The organism is Salipaludibacillus sp. HK11, assembly GCF_047795645.1.
Classification (GTDB): Bacteria; Bacillota; Bacilli; order Bacillales; family Salisediminibacteriaceae; genus Salipaludibacillus.
This window is the reverse complement of sequence record NZ_CP181045.1, coordinates 2,176,171-2,197,696: the sequence shown is the minus strand read 5'-3', so window position 1 is coordinate 2,197,696 and position 21,526 is coordinate 2,176,171. Positions and strand designations below refer to the sequence as shown.

19 protein-coding genes are annotated in these 21,526 nt (G+C 36.6%); 11 read left to right on the top strand and 8 right to left on the bottom strand.

What is annotated here, in order from left to right; genetic code table 11:
• The first annotated feature begins 6 nt into the window (after positions 1–6).
• The gene (locus ACM26V_RS10885) at positions 7–2,370 is read left to right on the top strand and encodes an endonuclease MutS2 (RefSeq protein ID WP_416151442.1); all 2,364 of its coding nucleotides are present in this window, start codon (positions 7–9) and stop codon (positions 2,368–2,370) included.
• Between the two features lie 17 nt (positions 2,371–2,387).
• Positions 2,388–2,795 carry a DUF350 domain-containing protein gene (locus tag ACM26V_RS10880; protein ID WP_416151441.1) on the top strand — a complete coding sequence of 136 codons (408 nt, stop codon included), beginning with the start codon at positions 2,388–2,390 and terminating at the stop codon, positions 2,793–2,795.
• Between the two features lie 225 nt (positions 2,796–3,020).
• Here the strand turns inward: ACM26V_RS10880 and ACM26V_RS10875 are convergent, their stop codons facing one another.
• From ACM26V_RS10875 to ACM26V_RS10845, 7 genes are all read right to left on the bottom strand, one after another.
• Positions 3,021–3,593, bottom strand: a complete 573-nt coding sequence (locus ACM26V_RS10875; RefSeq protein ID WP_416151440.1) for a hypothetical protein — start codon at positions 3,591–3,593, stop codon at positions 3,021–3,023.
• Between the two features lie 132 nt (positions 3,594–3,725).
• Positions 3,726–3,809: a hypothetical protein gene (locus tag ACM26V_RS10870; RefSeq protein WP_416151849.1), complete on the bottom strand. Its 84-nt coding sequence runs from the start codon at positions 3,807–3,809 to the stop codon at positions 3,726–3,728.
• A 218-nt stretch (positions 3,810–4,027) separates the two neighbouring features.
• Positions 4,028–4,246, bottom strand: coding sequence for a GrpB family protein (locus ACM26V_RS10865; protein ID WP_416151438.1), 219 nt, complete (start codon positions 4,244–4,246; stop codon positions 4,028–4,030).
• Between the two features lie 94 nt (positions 4,247–4,340).
• A complete protein-coding gene (locus ACM26V_RS10860) occupies positions 4,341–4,751 on the bottom strand; it encodes a hypothetical protein (protein ID WP_416151437.1) in 411 nt (136 codons plus the stop codon).
• 235 nt (positions 4,752–4,986) lie between these two features.
• A complete protein-coding gene (locus ACM26V_RS10855; RefSeq protein ID WP_416151436.1) occupies positions 4,987–6,354 on the bottom strand; it encodes a transposase in 1,368 nt (455 codons plus the stop codon).
• 247 nt (positions 6,355–6,601) lie between these two features.
• Positions 6,602–6,856 (bottom strand): hypothetical protein, encoded by a 255-nt coding sequence (locus ACM26V_RS10850; protein WP_416151435.1) that lies wholly within the window; start codon positions 6,854–6,856, stop codon positions 6,602–6,604.
• A 194-nt stretch (positions 6,857–7,050) separates the two neighbouring features.
• Positions 7,051–7,359, bottom strand: coding sequence for a 3-isopropylmalate dehydrogenase (locus tag ACM26V_RS10845; protein WP_416151434.1), 309 nt, complete (start codon positions 7,357–7,359; stop codon positions 7,051–7,053).
• A 1,059-nt stretch (positions 7,360–8,418) separates the two neighbouring features.
• Between ACM26V_RS10845 and ACM26V_RS10840 the strand changes: the two genes are divergently transcribed.
• The 8 genes from ACM26V_RS10840 (at position 8,419) to ACM26V_RS10805 (ending at position 19,198) form a co-directional block, all read left to right on the top strand.
• Entirely contained in the window at positions 8,419–10,113 is a 1,695-nt protein-coding gene (locus ACM26V_RS10840; RefSeq protein WP_416151433.1) for a long-chain-fatty-acid--CoA ligase, read from the top strand.
• 200 nt (positions 10,114–10,313) lie between these two features.
• Entirely contained in the window at positions 10,314–12,014 is a 1,701-nt protein-coding gene (locus tag ACM26V_RS10835) for an AMP-binding protein (protein ID WP_416151432.1), read from the top strand.
• 265 nt (positions 12,015–12,279) lie between these two features.
• Positions 12,280–12,876: a TetR/AcrR family transcriptional regulator gene (locus ACM26V_RS10830; RefSeq protein ID WP_416151431.1), complete on the top strand. Its 597-nt coding sequence runs from the start codon at positions 12,280–12,282 to the stop codon at positions 12,874–12,876.
• A gap of 148 nt (positions 12,877–13,024) precedes the next feature.
• Entirely contained in the window at positions 13,025–13,795 is a 771-nt protein-coding gene (locus tag ACM26V_RS10825) for an electron transfer flavoprotein subunit beta/FixA family protein (RefSeq protein WP_416151430.1), read from the top strand.
• Between the two features lie 19 nt (positions 13,796–13,814).
• Positions 13,815–14,786, top strand: a complete 972-nt coding sequence (locus ACM26V_RS10820; protein ID WP_416151429.1) for an electron transfer flavoprotein subunit alpha/FixB family protein — start codon at positions 13,815–13,817, stop codon at positions 14,784–14,786.
• A gap of 389 nt (positions 14,787–15,175) precedes the next feature.
• Entirely contained in the window at positions 15,176–15,490 is a 315-nt protein-coding gene (gene trxA / locus ACM26V_RS10815; protein WP_416151428.1) for a thioredoxin, read from the top strand.
• Between the two features lie 137 nt (positions 15,491–15,627).
• Positions 15,628–17,409 carry an excinuclease ABC subunit UvrC gene (gene uvrC, locus ACM26V_RS10810; RefSeq protein WP_416151427.1) on the top strand — a complete coding sequence of 594 codons (1,782 nt, stop codon included), beginning with the start codon at positions 15,628–15,630 and terminating at the stop codon, positions 17,407–17,409.
• A 535-nt stretch (positions 17,410–17,944) separates the two neighbouring features.
• Positions 17,945–19,198: an aspartate kinase gene (locus ACM26V_RS10805; RefSeq protein ID WP_416151426.1), complete on the top strand. Its 1,254-nt coding sequence runs from the start codon at positions 17,945–17,947 to the stop codon at positions 19,196–19,198.
• 192 nt (positions 19,199–19,390) lie between these two features.
• Here the strand turns inward: ACM26V_RS10805 and ACM26V_RS10800 are convergent, their stop codons facing one another.
• Positions 19,391–19,843 (bottom strand): YslB family protein, encoded by a 453-nt coding sequence (locus ACM26V_RS10800; RefSeq protein ID WP_416151425.1) that lies wholly within the window; start codon positions 19,841–19,843, stop codon positions 19,391–19,393.
• Between the two features lie 329 nt (positions 19,844–20,172).
• Here ACM26V_RS10800 and ACM26V_RS10795 point away from each other — a divergent pair, with 329 nt between their 5' ends.
• Positions 20,173–21,522, top strand: a complete 1,350-nt coding sequence (locus ACM26V_RS10795; protein WP_416151424.1) for a TrkH family potassium uptake protein — start codon at positions 20,173–20,175, stop codon at positions 21,520–21,522.
• Positions 21,523–21,526: the final 4 nt, after the last annotated feature.

The window sequence follows — 21,526 nt, the reverse complement described above, 5'->3', positions numbered from 1 at the left end:
ACCCTTGTGATCGAAAGGGTTTGTCGCATATTAGAATATAGCAAGATGAAGGAAAAGCTGATTTCATTTGCCAGTTCCTCATTAGGGAAACAGCGAGTGAAAGAGTTAATGCCATCGTTTGATATCAATCAAATAAAGGATGCACAAGAACGGACATTTGAAGGCGCTAAAGTCATTAGATTAAAAGGCAGGGCTCCTTTAGGTGGCTTACGCGATATTCGCCCGGCAATCAAACGAGCGGAAATAGGCGGTATTTTAAATGAAATGGAGTTGTTAGATATTTCATCGACGCTTCATGGGAGTCGCCGCTTCAAATCGTTTGTTGAAAGAATGGTTGAGGATGAGATTGAATTAACTATTCTTCCAGACTTAACAAGTCAGATGGTTTCTTTGCAGAGTTTAGAGGAAGAAATCAACCAGGCGATTGATGAAAATGGTGGCGTATTAGATTCAGCGAGCAGTGAGCTAAGGTCAATTCGCCAGCAAATTCGTTCACACGAATCGGGGATTCGTTCTAAACTTGAGAATATCACCCGTTCGTCAAGTGGAAGTAAAATGCTCTCAGATGCCATTATTACGATACGAAATGATCGTTATGTCATTCCGGTTAAGGCTGAGTATCGCGGGCAGTTTGGCGGAATGGTTCATGATCAATCTGCTTCTGGTGCGACTTTGTTTATAGAACCAGAAGCTGTGGTTCAAATAAATAATCAATTACGAGAAGCAAAGGTACAAGAAAAACAGGAAATTCAGCGCATTTTGCAGGAGTTATCAGCGCTTGTTAGCGTTGAGGTTGAAGAATTAGCAATCATTATTGAAATTATGACAGAGGTCGACTTTATTTTTGCCAAGGCTCTTTACAGTCAAGCGATCCGCGGATCTCAACCTAATCTCAATGAAGAGGGCTTAATCAAAATGAAAAAAGCACGACATCCATTGATTCCTGAAGAGGAAATTGTACCGATTGATGTAGAGCTTGGCGGAGAGTTCTCTTCTCTCGTCATCACAGGTCCGAACACTGGTGGGAAAACAGTTACCCTAAAAACGGTAGGATTATTGACGCTCATGACACAATCAGGATTACATATTCCATGTGAAGAAGGATCAACAGCGGCTGTCTTTCAAAAAATCTTTGCAGATATCGGCGACGAACAGTCGATTGAGCAAAGCTTAAGTACCTTTTCTTCCCATATGACAAATATTGTTCAGATTATGGAAGAAGTAGACTTCCAGTCGCTCGTGTTGTTTGATGAGCTTGGTGCAGGGACAGACCCTACAGAGGGTGCTGCGTTAGCGATTTCAATTCTTGATCATGTTTACCATGTAGGGGCGAGAGTGATCGCTACGACTCACTATAGCGAGCTTAAAGGCTTTGCATATAACCGGGAAGGTGTTATCAATGCGAGTGTAGAATTCGATGTGGAAACGTTGCGACCAACTTATCGACTACTAATGGGGATACCTGGTCGAAGTAATGCCTTTGCGATAAGTCGTCGTCTCGGTTTAAGCGATCGCATTATTGAAGAAGCCAAAAGCCATGTCACTGAAGATTCAAATAAGATGGAAAAAATGATCACATCTCTAGAAGATAGCCGGAAAAAAGCTGAAGAAGACTTGGCTGACACCGATGCGCTTCGAAAAGAAGCAGAGCAAATCCATCAAGAATTAGTTAAAGAAATGGAAAACCTAGAGAAAGAAAAGCAAAAGGTATTGCAGTCTGCCGAAGATCGCGCAGCTCAATCTGTGAAAAAAGCGACAGCTGAAGCAGAAAAGATTATTGCTGAATTACGCGAGATCCAAAAAAATAACCCTGCTGTTAAAGATCATGAGCTGATCGATGCGAAAAAAAGGTTGGAACAATCGCAACCGTCTCTCGCAACAGGGAAAAAGAAATCATCTCCTAGATTATCTAAGCCTAACGTAGATAAGCTAATACCAGGAGATGAAGTGAAAGTGATTAGTTTCGATCAAAAGGGTCATATTGTGGATAAAATTAGTGACAAAGAGTATTATGTGCAACTTGGTATGATGAAGATGAAAGTAAGTAAGAACGATCTTCTGTACATTAATAGACCGAAAGCTATTACAGAAAAACCTCTTACAACGGTTCGTGGCAGAGATGCTCACGTGAAAACGGAATTAGATCTTCGTGGGGAAAGATATGAAAGTGCGATGATGGATGTGGAGAAATATTTAGATGATGCTGTCTTAGCAGGTTATCACCAAGTGTCGATTATTCATGGAAAAGGAACGGGTGCATTAAGAAAAGGTGTTCAAGAATTGTTGAAAAAGCATAGCAACGTCCAAGAAACTCGAGTGGGAACCCAAGGAGAAGGTGGGTCCGGCGTTACAATTGTTTCGCTTAAATAAATCAGGGGGACTTTTATATGGAAGCTTTTTTCAGTCATGAATATGTCTACACAGCTGGTGTGTATAGCATTGTTGTCATAAGCATCATCATTGCTTTAGCTATTTTCGAATGGGTCACCAAATACGGGACATGGAACGAAATAGAAAAGGGTAACATAGCAGTAGCGTTGGCAACAGCCGGTAAAATTTTCGGGGTTGCCAATGTTTTCCGCCATTCAATTATGGTAAATGACTCTGTCTTAGCGATGCTTGGCTGGGGTGCATATGGATTTGTATTGCTATTATTTGTCTATTTCATTTTTGAATTTCTCACACCAAGGTTTAAGGTGGACGAAGAATTAATGAAAAATAACAAAGCGGTAGGTCTGCTGTCTTTTGTATTATCAGTAGCCTTATCTTATGTTATTGGAGCAAGTATTGGATAAAGGGGTTATCGAGTGATGGAGACACTTTGGAAAGTACTTATTGTATTGTGCGGCGTATTTATGGTCGCTGGAGTCGTCTATTTAGTTTTCTTTACATGATGAAATACAAAACTGCCTTTCTAATGAGGGGCAGTTTTTTTGTTGGTGGGGATGGAGGGGAGGGAGACGGCAAGAGTGTTCAACTAAGCATCCTGTTAGTTTGAATATCAAATAATATTAGCTTAACTAATCTGTAAGAACATCATAATTTTTTACTGTTTCGTTGCCGTCAAATTCAATTACTAACCATTCACTATCAATAGAGATAATCCCTCTTTCATTTCCAAGATAATAAACAATATTATTTTCACTTTTAAAATATTCTGTTTCAGTTGGAGGTCCTAATAGAGTCACTATTTCACTTTGGGACTTTTCTTTTAGGTCATACGTATTTAATAAATTATCAACTATGTGCACTCTTTCAGACGTATTATTAATCCACTTTTCAGTCGTGAAATTCGTCTTATATTCATTTACACTTAGTAAAATCATACATATTAAAACAGGGATAGCACCAATAGCAGGTAAGAATTTGAGTTTTTTTCTCGCACTTCTTTTATTTCTAATATGTGGAATTTTCCTTAAAACTAACATTATTAATAGTAATAAAATAAAAGGTAATAAAATAGCAGAAATACTTACTACACTATATGTAGAATAAGCATAATTAATAATAAGGATGTAACCAAGATACAGAAGTCCATACAATAAAACGCAAAAATAAAAAAAGAAACCAAATATCCTTTTATCTATTTCCATAAATATACCTCCATAAGAAATCTAAAATTTTTTCTTATTATTTTAATATAATTATCCAAAAGTCTATTTCAATTTTGAGCTAACTCTGCGTATTTAGTCTAAGAAGCGATTATTTTTACTAAAGAAGAATCTCTATAAATTACTTAGTACCTCATCAACAAACTTCTTTTTTTCATCTGTATATAAACGTTCTTCATTAGGATATTTTAATGCCAACCTCTTTTTTAATGCTTCATATTCTCTTGCTTTTTACGATTCTCATTCAGATAATCTCTAAAAAAACATGCTCTTTCCACCAAATACCGTTATGTTCAACTATGTGCATGATATGTGTCTTAGTTTGGTTTTCTAAGTGAGAGAATTTAGCAAAAACTACTTTTCCTTCAAGACGTACTTTCGATAAATGATAATATCCATTTTCTTTCAATCTCTTTTTATCGAATATCAACTTTATCTAAAGAATCCACTCCAACGAGCATGTCGATGATAGGTTTTGCATTAATTTCTTCAATAGTTGTACTTCCAAAATGTTGAATATCCTTTATGTTTTCTCCAAGGATGGATTGTAACATTTCTTTCTCTTCGGCAAATAGTTCATCCCATTTTGGCGAATGAGTTACCAATTTAACTTCTCCTTTATTTACTCCTAACATTAAACCCCCTCCTTAATAATTTTGTGAACTAAAAAAGTACTATTGCTCTGTTTCAGTAATGATCTCCGTTAATGAAAAAATTCTTATTTTATATTTACTTATTCTGTCGTTTTTTAAAACGTACTAAAATGAAAATGACTATTCCTATTAAAATAAAAATGGGTAGGATTTTTGTGAATATGTCCATCCAATGAAAAGGTGCCTGATGGACATATACAGCTTTTTGCCATTCGTTGTCTCCAACTTCAACAGATATTGCATTTTCAGTTGATATATTATTTATTTCAAAATACTTCGTACCTTTAGGATAAGCATTTGAAGCATTTCCGTAATAATCTCCAGTCATATCATTGGGTTTTGTTTTTACTTCACCTATTTCCTTTCCAATATCACTTTCTAATACTTTTTCTTCTTTAACTTCATAAACATTCCCATTCCAGACAACAAATGAATAAGCCCAACTTAGTGCTTGAACAGACGTGGTAACTGTAAATATGAATAACATGAGTCAATTTCATAATGCATTTTCTGAATAAAGTCAGAAGCGCAGAATATCAAAAGTACTCTTTTAAAAAATCGTCACTTTAAAAGCTAGTGTTGATAGTTGAAAACTTGCTCGCTTGCCGCAGGCAATGCTTCAGCTAATCGGGGGAAACCGCCCCGATGGATCTTCAGCTATTGCTTTTCCTGCAGGCGTCTCACAGATTTTCAACATCAACGATCAAAAATTTTGTATACCTTTAAGCAGCTTTCTGTCCTTGGCTTCTCTTTGTTTTCAGTCGTAATCCTGCGAGTTTCATGGCATTGTAAACAAGTGTAGTAAAGTCAAAATGAACTTTCGCTCTTTCTCCTGTTCGGTATCGTATATTGTTTAGTTGAAATTGTTCTTTTAGATACGCAATCACTCGTTCAGAGGAACTTCGTTCTTTATAGATCGTCTTCCATGATTCAGTACCTCTTGCTGGAGCACTATATTTCCGCAAGTCTGTATCCATTTTTATCTTAAAGACCTTTTGACATAGCGAGTCATGAGCGAGTGGACACTCTCCACATTCTTTTGGTTGGGTAAATTTTAATGTTTGGTACTTCTTATCAAAGCTGTCATATCGGTAAGAATGTTCTCTCACACAGGTTGGGGCAAAGTGTTTATCAAAGCCAAGTGGCTCCGGTTCATTCCGCTTATTATAAGCTATAATCGAATAGCCTTTCATCCGATGAACCTGTTCATAGATAGCTGGATAATCATAGCCAGCATCCATCGTCACGTGTTTCATCTGAAAATGAGGAAAATGCGTTTGAATGCCCTTTAATAACGGAATCGCAGCTTTACCATCATTTAAGTTACCGCTAGACATGAGAGATTCGAGAATAAATTGACTCTTTGTTTCAACGGCGATATGACCCTTGAAGCCATACCAAAAAACATTTTTACCGTCACTGTTCTTTTTGATGCCCCATTCTGGACCGAGAGGGATCTCATCTTCAAGGTTCTCAAAAGGTATGTCCAATTGATCTTCGATTTTCTTTTTATAAACCGGAAGAGAAGCTTCAAATTCTTCTTTTTCTTTGAGCCATGCCGATTGTTCTTCCTTGTTTTTACGGCCGCGTTTTTTCGGCTCGGGTTTCGGTGTATCATCTTTCTTTTCTTTGGAAGGGGCTTTATCTTTCGCTTCGATATGTGTCGCATCAATGGCCACATTGAAGTCCGAAATATACCCATCATCTATAGCTTCATGGACGAGTTGATGGTTGATATCTTTCAGTACAGAAGAAGCTTTAATCTCACTTACCATGCGGGAGTAAGAAGCTTCCGAAGGAATTGCGTCTGCCACACCAAATCCGCAATCTCTTTTAAACTGAATGTCATCTTTCAGGCGTTTAACTAAGAGTTTTACTTCACTAATTCTTTCCACATAACGAATGATCAACGATTGGATCATCGCTGGATAATTCAGCTTTACAGGGCGACCCAAACGTGATTTTTTGAGCACCATGAGTACAATAGGACCGGTGGTCAGTGTTGAAAATAACTCATCGTAACGTTGGGTAGGTTCTAAATCGTATAAAACATCTATACTTAGTAGGCTCTCTTGTCGTAAAATGGACATAGGAGTCTTCCCTCCAGTCAAATTAGTTTGTTCGCTACTTACTAAATTCGACAGTTGGGGAGGTACTCCTTTTTTTGTTTCTTAAATCTCTTGGGCCACAAGGGCTCTGAATTATGAAATTGACTCACATAAAAAACAATATAATTCTTTTCAAATGTTCCTCCCCCTTTGAACTTTTAATAGTAATTAATATGTCTTGTTAAACTAAAGGAGAGCTTAGCTTAAGTACAATTATTCACAAAATTAATTACATCATTACAGCGGCAATATAAACGTAAAGGAAGTATGCAACTGGTATGAGAGTAATAATTAATCCTATTACCCTAGTTTTTAGTTTGAATTGTAAAAATAAACCGATTATCCAAATAAACAACCAAATAAGGATTGTGAGGTCATTGGTGGAACCTTCCCCAATCCCACTAAAGCCATATCCAAGAACACTAGAAATTGTAACAAATAGTCCAGTAATCACATTTACGACAATTAACATTGTTTTGTTCAATATTCTAACCCCCTTCTTATTAAAGAATTGCGCCTGATTGTTTAAGATATAATCGATAGGAATTAGGTACTAACAGGCACCTAGCTTCTTCAAATAAGCTCCTCTTTAGTTCCGCAACAGCACCAAAGGCTTCTTCAAATATTGCCCCCCTTTAGCACCATAAGAGAAGACCGTCAATTTCACTGTCGTGATTTCTACCATTGCTCTGGCTCCTGAAAGAACTTTTTGATTTTTTTAATTGTCGACACTACAATGGCGAAAAGTAAGACGAACATACTGTTATAAAATAAAAAGAGAGCAAGGTTTAAACCTGAAATTGCCGCCCAGGCATCTTTCGAAATCGATAAAACCACAATAGACGTAATTAGTCCAAATACTCCAGCTAGCACCAAGATAGCCAATGCTGCTAAGTATAGGTTTTTACTCTTTTTGAAAACGAGAAACCCGATAAGGTTTGCCGTAACAACAAAAACGACAAGAAGTATCTTGAAAAAAATAATCAATTAATCACCTCCGCTTATTACTATTATCTGTTTGTGAATCAACTGTTCAATTAGGTCTAGATTTATATATGAAAACTCTTATTCAACTAAAGGTGCTTTAGTTGAAGTGATATATTTCACATACTCTTATATTTTGTAGTATCATGTTAACATAAATTTTCCAATTACCACTTTTATTTGTAGTGATTTTTTGATTAAAAATTACTGTAATCTGCAATAATCTACCCCGTTTGTGGAGGGCTGATCATATTGAAAATCAATCAAATTTGTAGAATAAATTTTCGACCCAAAAACTATGCTTTTATATCATTGACTATCCAGAAGGTATGAAGTGATAAACAGTCTGTAATTCATTGAATGCAGTTAACTATCAGTAAAATACAAAATAAGAAACTTTGACAAACAATTTGTCGCACAGTAAAAGGGCTACTCTACTTTCCTTAGACAGTGCAACTTCGTTAGTCCGCTACCACCATTGACTTAACTTACAATTTACGTATTTCATGAACCTCTTATCAAAGGGAATTTGAAGACGTCATCAATAAAATTAATATTACAGTTCGGTCAATGTATTTGGGGGAAGAATTCAGCAACCTTTGGTTGGGCTCAGTATAGCTACAAGTACGGGTCTTTTTTTATGTCTAAACAAATCATTAAACAGGATTTTTACGAATGCATTTTGTTTATTCGACATACTCGAGATGAGAAAGGCGGCGACTCCTGCGGGAAAAGCAACAGCTGAAGACCAAGACCCCCTAGGGTGGGTTTCCCGAGGAGGCTGAAGCGTTGCCCGCGGAAAGCGTCCGCCTGTAGCGGGTTCGAGTACCACAATATGACCATCTCGTACCGTAAATAATCCAAATTTACAATTCTAAATAAAATAATTCGAAAAATTGTCACAAAACAGTATTAATTTGTATGCGTTTTCATTACAATGGTATTAAGAGAAGAGAATGCCCGTTGATGAAAAGGATAACGGAATTGAACTTTTGTTCAGATCACTTTTCATTGGCCAACATCTATTAGAAGGAGAGGATATAATAAATTGGAGGTTTTGCAATGACAACACTAACAGAAAAGCCATGGTTTCAGCATTATCCAGAAGAGATCCCCACATCGATAGACTATGAGGAGACAACACTTCAAAGTTATTTGAAAAGAGCATCTGAACGTTATCCAGAGAAAGTTGCTTTTCATTTTATGGGAAAAGAAATGACGTATCAGGAAGTTTATGATTCTTCGTTGAAGTTGGCAAATCAGTTAAAGGCTCTTGGGATTAAACAAGGAGACCGTGTAGCAATCATGCTAGCTAATACACCGCAAGCTGTTATTTCATATTACGGTGCATTGATGGCAGGAGCAATTGTTGTTCAGACTAATCCTCTTTATGTTGAACGGGAGATTGAGCATCAGATGAATGACTCAGGTGCGAAAGTGATGATCTGTCTGGATTTAGTGTATCGGCGAGTTGCTAGTGTGAAGGCTCGTACGGAGTTAAAGCATATTATTGTGACGGGAATAAAAGATTATTTACCTTTCCCAAAAAACCTGATTTATCCTTTCATTCAAAAAAAGAACACCGGTATTAAAGTAGATATTAGTTATAATGATCAAGTGCATTCGTTCGTTGATACTCTAAACAATGGTTCAACGAAGGAAATTCCGTTAGAAATTGATCCTAAAAATGATCTAGCACTGTTGCAATACACAGGTGGAACAACAGGTCCAGCTAAAGGAGTCATGTTGACGCATTATAACTTAGTAGTGAATACGCAGCAATGTGAAGAGTGGATGTACAAGATGGTCCCTGGGGAAGAGGTGATTATTGCGGCATTACCATTCTTTCATGTGTACGGAATGACAACGGTGATGAACTTAGCGATTCGAATGGGATTCAAAATGATTATTATTCCAAAATTTGATCCAACAGCAATATTAAAAGCGATTGAGAAGCAAAAAGCGACGCTATACCCTGGCGCTCCTACGATGTATATTGGTCTATTGAATCATCCAGATATAAAAAAATATGACTTATCTTCCATTAAAGCATGTATTAGTGGATCAGCAGCACTACCAGCTGAAGTACAAACAAATTTTGAAGAAGCAACAAATGGTAGTTTGGTCGAAGGGTATGGGTTAACGGAAACTTCTCCGGTAGCTGTTGCAAATATGATATGGGGGAAACGTAAGCAAGGATCCATCGGTTTGCCTTGGCCGGATACAGATGTTTCTGTATTATCTGCTGAAACAGGTGAAAAAGCAAAACCGAAGGAAGTGGGGGAAATTATTATAAAGGGCCCACAAGTCATGAAGGGATACTGGAACCAACCAGAAGCAACACTAGCATCTTTTAGAGATGGTTGGTTTTTGTCTGGTGACATGGGTTACATGGATGAAGAAGGATTCTTCTACATTGTTGACCGAAAAAAAGACATGATTATTGCTGGTGGATTCAATATATATCCTAGAGAAATCGAAGAAATTCTTTTTGAGCATGAAAATGTTCAGGAAGCGTGTGTGATAGGTGTTCCTGATCCTTATCGTGGGGAGACGGTAAAAGCGTTTATCGTGCCAAAAGAAGGGAAAACGATTTCTGAAGAAGATTTAGATGAGTTCACTCGTAAGCATTTAGCACCATTTAAAATTCCAAAATTCTACGAGTTTAGAGAAGAACTACCAAAAACGATGGTGGGGAAAGTTTTACGAAGAGTTCTTGTGGAAGAAGAAAAGCAAAAAACAGCTAACAATGAATAAAGAATGATAGAAGCAGCATCTATTTTTTTAAATAGATGCTGTTTCTATGATTTAAGCTTTCAACATTTTTCAGCGTTGCACTAATACTTTGTCACTAAATTTTCACAAACTCTTCACATTTGTAACCGATTTCATTATAATGAAAGGTAAGAGAAGAAAGAATGTCTTATCTGAGAGGAGAATTAAAGGAGGACTTACACATGGATGCAGAATTGCAACGACCATGGCTTACTCATTATCCAGAGGACATTCCTAAACATATTGAATATGATGAAAAATCGCTTCAAGATTACTTGCGTGAAGGCTCGGAGGAAGAACCAACGAAGACTTTGCTTCATTTCATGGGGAAAGAAATGACCTTTAAGGAAGTCTATCAATCTTCGCTTCGTTTTGCGAATGCGCTTCGCAATCTTGGTGTTAAAAAAGGTGATCGTGTAGCGATAATGCTCGCGAATACACCGCAATCAGTTATAAGTTACTACGGTATACTCATGGCTGGTGGTGTCGTTGTGCAAACGAACCCACTTTATGTAGAACGGGAATTAGAACATCAAATGGTCGATTCAGGAGCAAAAATTATGATTTGTCTTGATCTAGTCTATCCACGTGTTATGAATGTAAAAGGAAAGACAGAGATAGAGCACGTTATTGTTACCAAAATCAAAGATTACTTACCATTTCCGAAAAATGTGATTTATCCATATATTCAAAAGAAAAACACAGGGCTAACAGTAGATATTAACTATGGAAACAAAACACACTCTTTCCTAGAGTTGCTTAAATCATCATCAATCGATGAAATTGTAAAGGATGTAAATGTGAAAGAAGATTTAGCTTTGCTGCAATATACAGGAGGCACAACTGGAGTTGCAAAAGGAGTCATGCTAACGCATTTTAATTTAGTTGCCAATACGACGCAGTGTATTAAATGGATGCATAAAATTGATCATGGTAATGAAGTGATCTTGTGTGCGTTACCTTTTTTTCATGTCTATGGAATGACAGTTGGTATGAATTTTTCGGTAATGGATCGTTCAAAAATGGTGATATTACCTAAATTTGATACGAAACAAACACTACAAGCGATTGAAAAACAGAAAGTGACGATCTTTCCTGGTGCACCGACAATGTATATCGGATTAATTAATGATCCGAATGTAAAAAAATACAATCTATCGTCAATTGAAGTATGTATTAGTGGGTCTGCACCATTACCAGTAGAAGTGCAGCAACGTTTCGAGGAATTAACTGGAGGAAAGTTATCCGAAGGGTTTGGATTAACAGAAGCATCTCCTGTCACTCATTTTAATTTGATGTGGGGGAAACGTCCATCAGGCAGTATTGGTTTACCTTGGCCAGATACTGATGTAGCAATCTTATCTGCTGAAACAGGAGAACCGACAATCCCAGGGGAAGTTGGAGAATTAATGATTCGTGGACCGCAAGTCATGAAAGGTTACTGGAATCGTCCAGAAGAAACGGGTGCTATTTTCCATGACGGTTGGCTTCTTACTGGAGATATGGGGTACATGGACAAAGAAGGTTTCTTCTATATTGTTGACCGTAAAAAAGATATGATCATTGCAGGAGGATTTAATATTTATCCTAGAGAAATTGAAGAAATCTTATACGAGCATGACGCCATTCAAGAAGTTGTTGCATTAGGTGTACCAGATCCATATAGAGGCGAAACTGTAAAAGCGTTTATTGTATTAAAAGAAGCCAAAAATGTAACAGAGAAAGAACTGGATCAGTTCTGTCGAAAACACTTATCGTCCTATAAAGTACCACGTTTTTATGAGTTCCGTGAAGAGTTGCCAAAAACGATGGTAGGGAAAGTCCTAAGAAGAGCATTGTTAGATGAAGAAAGAGGGAAGCAAAAAGAGAAAATATCAAGTTAATAAAAACAAATCACAAGTATAACTATTAAGAACTTGACTGTATTCATTACAGTCAAGTTCTTTTTTGATCGGGTTAGGAAGTGTAGCGGTCGAAAGTAGTTGCTTAAGGTTTGATTTTGGAATAATATAGTAGAAGACTAATCAGCTTTTAAGGAAAGTGATGTTTGGCAATTGACATACGATGAATAATCAACTAGAATGAAATTATGAATGAATGGTCATTCATTAAAGCTTGTAGTTAGGAAATGATTGAGGACGTGATTGAATGGGAAAAAAAAGAGGGCAGAAGTACGAACAAATTATCGATGCAGCAGTGAAGGTTATTGCAGAAAATGGGTATCACAATTCCCAAGTGTCTAAGATTGCAAAAGAAGCAGGAGTAGCGGATGGAACAATCTATTTATACTTCAAAAATAAAGAGGATATTCTTATTTCTTTGTTTGAAGAAAAGATGGGCAATTTTGTAGAAATAATCAAAGATAAATTGACTGATGAACGATCAACTGAAAGAAAATTATTGATTTTAATTGAAATGCATTTCAAGCAATTAGAAATGGATCATGATCTAGCAATCGTCACTCAGCTTGAGCTCCGTCAATCAAATATATCTCTTCGTCACAAAGTGAATGAAGTATTAAAAGGATATTTAAGTTTAATTGATTCGGTTTTGAAGGAAGGTATTGAGACTGGAATATTTGCTGAAGACTTAGATCTTCGTATGGCTCGGCAAATCATTTTTGGAGCAATTGATGAAGTGGTCACTAATTGGGTTATGAAAGATCACCGTTACGAATTAGCGCCTCTTGCTGAATCGATACATCGTATGTTGTTCAAAGGACTCGCGGGAAGTAATCAAGTTTAGCTGAGTTTTCAGAAAAAGATATAAACCCGGGGACTATATAGTAACCGGGTATCATCATTAAAAAACTACGAAAATGTCGAATTATTTAAGTTTATGAAAGCGCTCTATAAGTTTTCGTATAATGAAATTATTATTAGGAGGGACATACATGAATATTTATGTGATCATGAAACGAACATTTGATACGGAAGAAAAGATTCAGATTGAAAATGGAGAGATTGTTAAAGATGGAGCCGAATTCATTATTAACCCATACGACGAGTATGCGATTGAAGAAGCGATTAAATTGCGCGATGAACATGGTGGCGAAGTAACACTCGTTTCTGTAGGAGATGAGGATGCCGAAAAGCAAATACGTACAGGGTTAGCAATGGGTGCTGACAAGGCAGTTCTTATTGAAGATGAAGAGGTAGAAAATAGTGATCCTTATTCGATAGAGGCACTTTTAGCTGCCTATTTCAAAGGCCAAGAAGTAGATATTATTCTAGGTGGAAACATTGCGGTTGATGGTGGTTCAGGTCAGGTTGGTCCAAGATTAGCTGAGCAACTAGGTATTAGTCATGTAACCTCAATCGTTAAGATTGAAATTGAAGATGGAAAAGCGAAGATTGAACGTGATGTTGAAGGGGATCAGGAACATATTGAAGTTTCCTTACCAGTATTGGTTACAGCTCAGCAAGGCTTAAACGAGCCAAGATACCCTTCATTACCAGGTATTATGAAAGCGAAAAAGAAGCCATTGGATACTTTGGATTTAGATGATCTTGATTTAGAGGAAGAAGACGTAGAGGGAAAAACGAAAACAGTTGAGCGCTATTTGCCGCCTGAAAAAGCAGCTGGAAAGATACTAGAAGGTGACCTCGATAGTCAAGTAACAGAATTGATTTCTTTATTGAAAAATGACGCGAAAGTGATATAACAGAAGGGGGATGATCAATATGTCTAAAAAAGTACTTGTCGTAAGCGAGATTAGAGATGGCGAATATAGAAACATATCTTTCGAAGCTATTGCAGCAGCAAAACAAATGGCTGATGGTGGAGAAATTGTTGGCGTATTACTTGGTAAATCTGTTAGTGAACATGCGAAGGAAATGGTGCATTTTGGAGCTGATCGTGTGATAACGGTTGAACATGATCATTTATCACACTATACACCTGAAGGATATACACAAGCCCTTCATTCCGTTGTTGAACAAGAAAAACCTGACGGATTGCTAATGGGTCATACATCGATTGGTCGTGATTTGGCACCTAAACTTGCGAGTCGATTGAAATCTGGATTAGTATCTGATGTTGTTTCTTTGGAGGTTGCTGGTGAAGAAGTAATTTTCACTAGACCTATATACTCCGGCAAGGCGTTTGAGAAAGTGGTTGTAAGTGATGGATTGCTTTTTGCGACATTACGACCGAATAATATTGCTGCTTTGGAAAAAGACGAATCACTTTCCAGCACAGTTGAAAGTCTAGATGTAGAAATAAAAGATTTACAAACAATTATTAAAGAAGTTGTTAAAAATACCGCTTCTGGTGTTGATTTATCTGAAGCTTCCGTGATAGTTGCAGGAGGAAGAGGGATGAAAGGGGAAGAAAATTTCAAAATTCTTGATGAACTTGCGGAAGTTCTAAACGGGGCCGTTGGGGCGTCTCGGGGAGCTTGTGATGCGGAATATTGTGATTATGCGCTGCAAATTGGTCAGACAGGTAAAGTTGTGACACCTGATTTGTATATTGCTGTCGGCTTAAGCGGAGCGATTCAACACGTAGCAGGAATGTCGAATTCAAAAGTAATCGTCGCAATTAACAAGGATCCTGAAGCTGAAATTTTTCAAATTGCCGATTATGGGATTGTAGGCGACCTGTTTGATGTGATTCCAAAATTGACAGCAGAATTTAAAAAAGTACTCGTTTAAATATTTAGATAGAGGTTTTGGGAGGAGTAGTATTTCTTCCATAACCTCGATTTTTGTGTTTTATGCTGAAAAATGTGCGTTGTTTGCACAAAAGTCGGAATTTTATGCTGAAATCACAGAAGTTTATGCACAATTTATCTCCTTCTATGCTGATATTAGAATTATTATCGACAAGCTATCAGGAAAATACTCGAAGTAATCGTTGCATAAGCATTTACTTTGCGTAGTTTTTATAATTTAGTTATGATGTGATTAGTGAAAGAGAATTTGGTTAGCCTATGAGGTATTAAGCATAAGATTTCCTTTTCTTTAAAAGAGCTAGTATAATACCTGATAGGGTAACTGAAGAAAAATTAAATGCGTTCAAAGATAATGAGGAGGAATTAATAATGGCAATTGTAAATGTAACTGACCAAAGCTTTTCAACTGAAACTACTGAAGGGGTCGTTCTTGCAGACTTTTGGGCACCATGGTGTGGACCTTGTAAAATGATTGCACCTGTTCTTGAAGAGTTAGATGGGGACATGGGAGATAAAATGAAAATTGTTAAACTTGATGTAGATGAAAATCAGGAAACTGCAAGCAAGTATGGAGTAATGAGTATTCCAACACTTCTAGTTTTCAAAGATGGCGAAGTTGTTGATCAAATCGTTGGATTCCAACCAAAAGAAGCACTAGCAGAAACTATTAATAAGCACCTTTAAGCATAAAGTAAGATAAAACTGACTACCTCATTGGTAGTCAGTTTTTTTCGATTTAGAAATTTTATGCTTCTCACTGGAAACGATGAAAAATACCATGCTATTATGGAAGTATCAGTTTTAAAGGAGCAGGAACTAATATGGAAGAACTTAAAGAAAAAATTCAACTCGTACCTGCACAACCAGGTTGTTATTTAATGAAAAACAAGCATGGTACAGTCATTTATACTGGCAAAGCAAAACTGCTTAGAAACAGAGTTAGGTCTTATTTTACTGGATCTCATGATAAAAAAACACAACGACTTGTTAGTGAGATAGTTGATTTCGAATATATTGTCACATCATCAAATTTGGAAGCTCTCTTACTAGAACAAAATCTAATCAAGAAATATGAACCTCGGTATAACGTTTTATTAAAGGACGATAAAACATATCCGTTTTTAAAAATAACAAAAGAAGAACACCCACGATTAATTTCAACAAGAAAAGTTAAAAAAGATGGAGCCAAGTATTTTGGGCCTTACCCAAATGCACAGGCAGCGAATGAAACAAAAAAATTGCTTGATCGGTTATATCCGTTACGCAAATGTCGTACGTTACCCGATCGAGTTTGTTTATATTATCATATCGGGCAATGTTTAGCACCGTGTGAATTTCCAGTCTCAAAAGAGACGAATGAAGAGTTGGTTTCTGAAATAGCAAAATTTTTAAACGGTGGTCATAAAGAAGTAAAGAAAAATCTTACCGAAAAAATGTTTAAAGCTTCAGATGATCTTAATTTTGAACGTGCAAAAGAATTGCGTGACCAAGTGGCTCATATTGAAGCAGTGATGGAAAAACAAAAGATGACGCTCACAGATCAAGTTAACCGTGATGTGTTCTCATACTTTGTTGATAAAGGCTGGATGTGTGTACAAGTATTTTTTGTGAGACAAGGAAAGGTTATTGAAAGAGACGTTTCGTTGTTTCCAACGTACAAAGATCCTGAGGATGACTTTTACACGTTCTTAGGTCAGTTTTATTTAGAAGAACAACATAAAAAACCGTCTGAAATTTTTCTACCAGAAGGAATTGATCCTGAGCTTGTTTCTCAGTTTCTAGAAGTGAAAGCTGTGCAACCTAAACGTGGACAAAAGAAAGAGTTGATTAAATTAGCAACCAAAAATGCAGAGTTAGCATTGAAAGAAAAATTTGATCTTATTGAAAGAAATGAGCAGAAAACGATCCATGCGATTGAAAGACTTGGCCAGGCGATGAATATTGATACACCTTATCGGATCGAAGCTTTTGATAACTCAAATATTCAAGGGGTTGACCCGGTCTCAGCGATGGTTTCGTTTGTAGATGGTAAACCCGACAAAAATAATTATCGAAAATATAAAATAAAAACGGTTTATGGTCCGGATGATTATGAATCAATGAGAGAAGTTGTTCGTCGCCGTTACCTTAGACTTTTAAAAGAGGAATTACCTTTACCTGATTTGATTGTCATTGATGGTGGAAAAGGGCAGATTTCAGCGACGCAAAGTGTATTAGAGGACGAATTAAATTTAACAATTCCGGTTTGTGGATTGGTTAAGGACGAGAAACATAAAACTTCTCAATTAATGAAAGGAGATCCAGCACAAGTAATCGGTCTTTCAAAAACTAGTCAGGAATTTTACTTATTACAAAGAATTCAAGATGAAGTGCATCGATTTGCGATCACTTTTCATCGTAATGTTCGTAAGAAGACGATGTTTACATCTATTTTAGACAAAGTAGATGGAATTGGAGAGAAACGCAAACGCTTGCTATTAAAGGAATTTGGATCACTTAAACGATTAAAAGAGGCGTCAGTAGAAGAAATTCAGCGTGTGGGAGTACCTCAGTCGGTTGCTGAAAGCTTAAGAAGTATCATCGACGAAGAAGAGAAGAAATGAGGCTAGATGCTTGTTGCGGTCAAGTTCATCCTTTGTTAACCTAATGGATGAGTTTTAAAAATCGATTCGATGATTCAGCTTATGAGGTTGGTGGAAGCCGCGATAAACATAAGTAAGAGGAAAGATAAACAAGAATGAAGTCTGTGTTTAGTGTTAGAAGATGATTTTGCTGCTAGGGCGAATTTATCGCAACAGTGGTGACTAGTTATCTATAAATAACTAGAAATCGTATTCTGCTGGAAAAATAGATCTTCTATTGTTTTTTTGTGCTGTGAAACTATTGTTATTTTTATGACGAAGGCAAAGATAAGCAAAGCAATTATCCCCGGATTGAAAAAATAAGTGAAGTGAGTTTGAAACTTAAGTAATGTTTCAGTTTATTATTAATTGTAATTTGGTTTAAATCTGTGAATGATTTTTCCATTGAAGACTTGAAGATAAGCTTTTTAGAATTTGAAGGTCTTCTCCCAGTAAATGAATTAAAGAAGATGTATTCGGAAAAAATTGATGTATAAAGAATGAGGAGGCGTTCATATTGACAACGGTTGTTCAGAAATTTGGTGGAACATCTGTAGGTGATGTGACAAAGATCAAGCTAGTTGCTGAAAAGATTAAGCGCAAAATGGATAATGGCCAAAAGGTTGTTACTGTTGTTTCAGCAATGGGAAAATCAACTGATAAATTGGTGGAACTAGCCAATGATATCACGGATAACCCAGATCCGAGAGAAATGGATATGTTATTAACTACAGGGGAGCAAGTTACCATTTCGCTTGTAGTAATGGCTCTGAAAGAATTAGGTGTTGATGCTGTCTCATTAACAGGATGGCAAGCGGGTATTGAGACGGAAGACGTTCACCAAGATGCGCGTATTACTGATATAAAAACAGAAACGTTACAAGAGCATTTAAATGATGGGAAGGCTGTCCTTGTTGCAGGTTTCCAAGGGGTAAGTGAAACGGGAGATATTACAACACTTGGACGTGGAGGATCGGATACAACGGCTGTTGCCTTAGCGGCAGCTTTAAAGGCTGACTCATGTTCGATTTATACGGATGTGACAGGAGTTTATACAGCTGATCCACGATATGTAAAGAAGGCTCGTCAATTAGAAAGTATTTCTTATGATGAAATGCTTGAACTAGCTAATTTAGGTGCTGGCGTTTTACACCCAAGAGCAGTAGAATTCGCTAAAAACTATCAAGTTTCCCTTATTGTTCGTTCGAGTACGCAGGATGTAGAAGGGACCATTGTTGAGGAGGAAGCATCTATGGAACAGAATTTAATCGTAAGAGGACTTGCATTCGAGGACGGGTTAACGAAAATTTCGATTGAACGTTTACCTAATCAGTATGATACAATGTCTACTCTTTTTTCATTATTAGCAGAAGCAGGAATTAATGTTGATATTATTATTCAACAAATGACATCAGACCACGCTTTAAATGTGTCATGTACAATTAATACCTCAGAGCTTGGTAAGGCTAGTGATATGTTACGTAAGAATAAGGCTAAATTATGTTATAGTACGATTCGTCACGAAAGTTCATTAGCTAAGGTGTCCATCGTTGGGTCTGGAATGGTGTCAAATCCAGGTGTAGCAGCGGACATGTTCAAAGTACTTGGTAACGAAGAAATTGAACTGAAAATGGTGAGTACATCTGAGATTGCGGTTTCGGCAGTTGTACCAGATGTAGATATGGTTAAAGCAGCAGAGTCTCTTCACTCTTACTTTGGTTTAGATGCTGCTGAAAAAGCTAAAATTGAAGCTGTGAAAGAAAAAGTTTAATAACTTTCTGTAAAGTAAAAGATGTATGGAGCATTGCTCTATACATCTTTTTTTGTTGCATAGTCAAATCTCGTTAGGCTGAACTAAAAGGTCCAAAAGTAGAGTTTATAGTTCATTCTTCTGTTTTAGTACTGCATGTATTTTGATCTGACAAAAGCACTTACATTTTCGTAAGTGCTTTTGTGGATCTAATTATTCTTCTACTAATCGACTGTTCGTTCGATCTTTATTATCCCATCTAACCGTAATAGAATACGTTAATGGTTTTTTCTTTTTTATAGCATACGATGCTTCCGAAACAACGCCTTTTTCTAATTCCACCATTTGAGCAATAAAGCCAGATTCTAATGAGACGGGTCGGTCTTTTATTTGATGGGGTGAAACTAATTCATAGATTCGCTCATGACGTTTTTCTTTTACAAGAGATAATGTCCCAAAGTTTGCTTTCATAAAGAAATCAGCAGTATTTATCGATTCTAGTTGTTTCATTTTTTTTCTTGCCAGAGTTTTACCAGCCCAATATAAAATCATCGTTTCATCTTCGCCTAAAAGCTCAGGTAATAATTCATGTCTTAATAAATCATAAGCATAATCAGTTACCTTGGAGTTGTCTAACTCTTCTTCTGAGTGAATGTTATTTGTCATAATCTCATCCTTCATCGTTGTCTTTACGTTTATATTGTTAATTTTTGAAATGCAAAATGTTATTCATAGTGTCTAGCTCGATGGTCACTATGAGATTAGCTATTAATTCGACGATAGTCTTTCATTAATTATATTTTATCACAAACGGGAAAAAGGATGGTTAAATAGAAAAAATATTTTATCCTATTATTGCGATTAAGTATAAATGATATATTTATACTTAATCAATCGAAGATTTTATTTAATTAACAAAATCTTTCATTTCTACATGGAAACCTTTAGGTGTCCATGGTATACTAAATTCCGAATTTGTTTGGAGGTAAATACATATGCAAATGAAGATGTCAAAACTATTAAGTCCTTTTAAAATTATTGTTATTTCCTATATTTTAGCTATGTTTGTTTTTAGTGTGTTTCTTTATTTGCCTATGTCGTCACAAGAGGGTGTAAATGTTTCTTACTCTGAAGCCCTTTTTACTTCTGTTAGTGCGGTTAGTGTCACAGGTTTAACAGTTGTAAATGTGTCAGATACGTATAGTTCAATAGGTGTGTTCTTTTTAGCAATGGCGATTCAACTTGGTGGAATTGGCGTGATGACTTTAGGGACATTTGTTTGGATGGTGCTAGGTAGAAAAATCCCACTCTCGCAAAGAATGCTTATAATGGTCGACCAAAATCAAATATCCTTTGCTGGTTTAGTTAAACTTATGAGAGGGATAATAATGGTAGCGCTTGGTATTGAAATTATTGGTGCATTTATACTAGGAACGTACTATTTAAACTATTTTGATACAACCCTTGAAGCTTTTTATCAAGGAGCATTTGGTGCTTTATCAGCCTTTACTAATGCAGGATTTGATGTTACAGGAGAATCATTAGTTCCATTTGCTGATGATTATTTTGTTCAACTAGTAAATATTCTGCTTATTTTTGCTGGAGCAATTGGATTTCCTGTGTTAATGGAACTTAAAGAATATTTTTCTTCAAGGAATCCAAATTTTCGGTTCAGTTTATTTACTAAAATTACGACATCCACGTATTTTATTGTCTTTTTTCTTGGGGTGATTGGACTTTGGCTTATTGAGTTAAATGCATATTATGATGGAATGTCTTGGCATCAACAATTGTTTTTTTCTATGTTTAATTCAGCTACTGCTAGAAGTGGTGGTCTTTCTACGATGGAAGTATCGAACTTAACTTTGGCTAGCCTACTACTCATTTCCGGATTAATGATTATTGGTGCAAGTCCGTCTAGTGTAGGTGGCGGAATTCGAACGACTACGTTGGCTGTCATGTTTTTGACAATCCGCAGTTTTGCATTAGGTAGAAGTGATGTCAAAGTGTTTGGCAGAGAGATTCATAAAGATGATCGTCAAAAGGCTTTTATTGTCTTATCCGTATTTGTTGTTGGATTATTTGCTTCAATTATCATGATAGCGGCTTTTGAACAGAGTAACGAGCTTGAATTGATGGCGATTATATTTGAAGCTAGTTCAGCTTTTGGAACGACTGGGTTGTCGATGGGGATTACCCCTGATTTGACAATTCCTAGTCAGATGACGTTGATGCTGCTTATGCTCATCGGGCGAGTTGGGCTTGTTGCATTTTTATTCTCAATTAGAGCCAAAGAGAAAAAGTCACATTACAAATTTCCGACAGAGAGGATCATCATTGGATAACGGT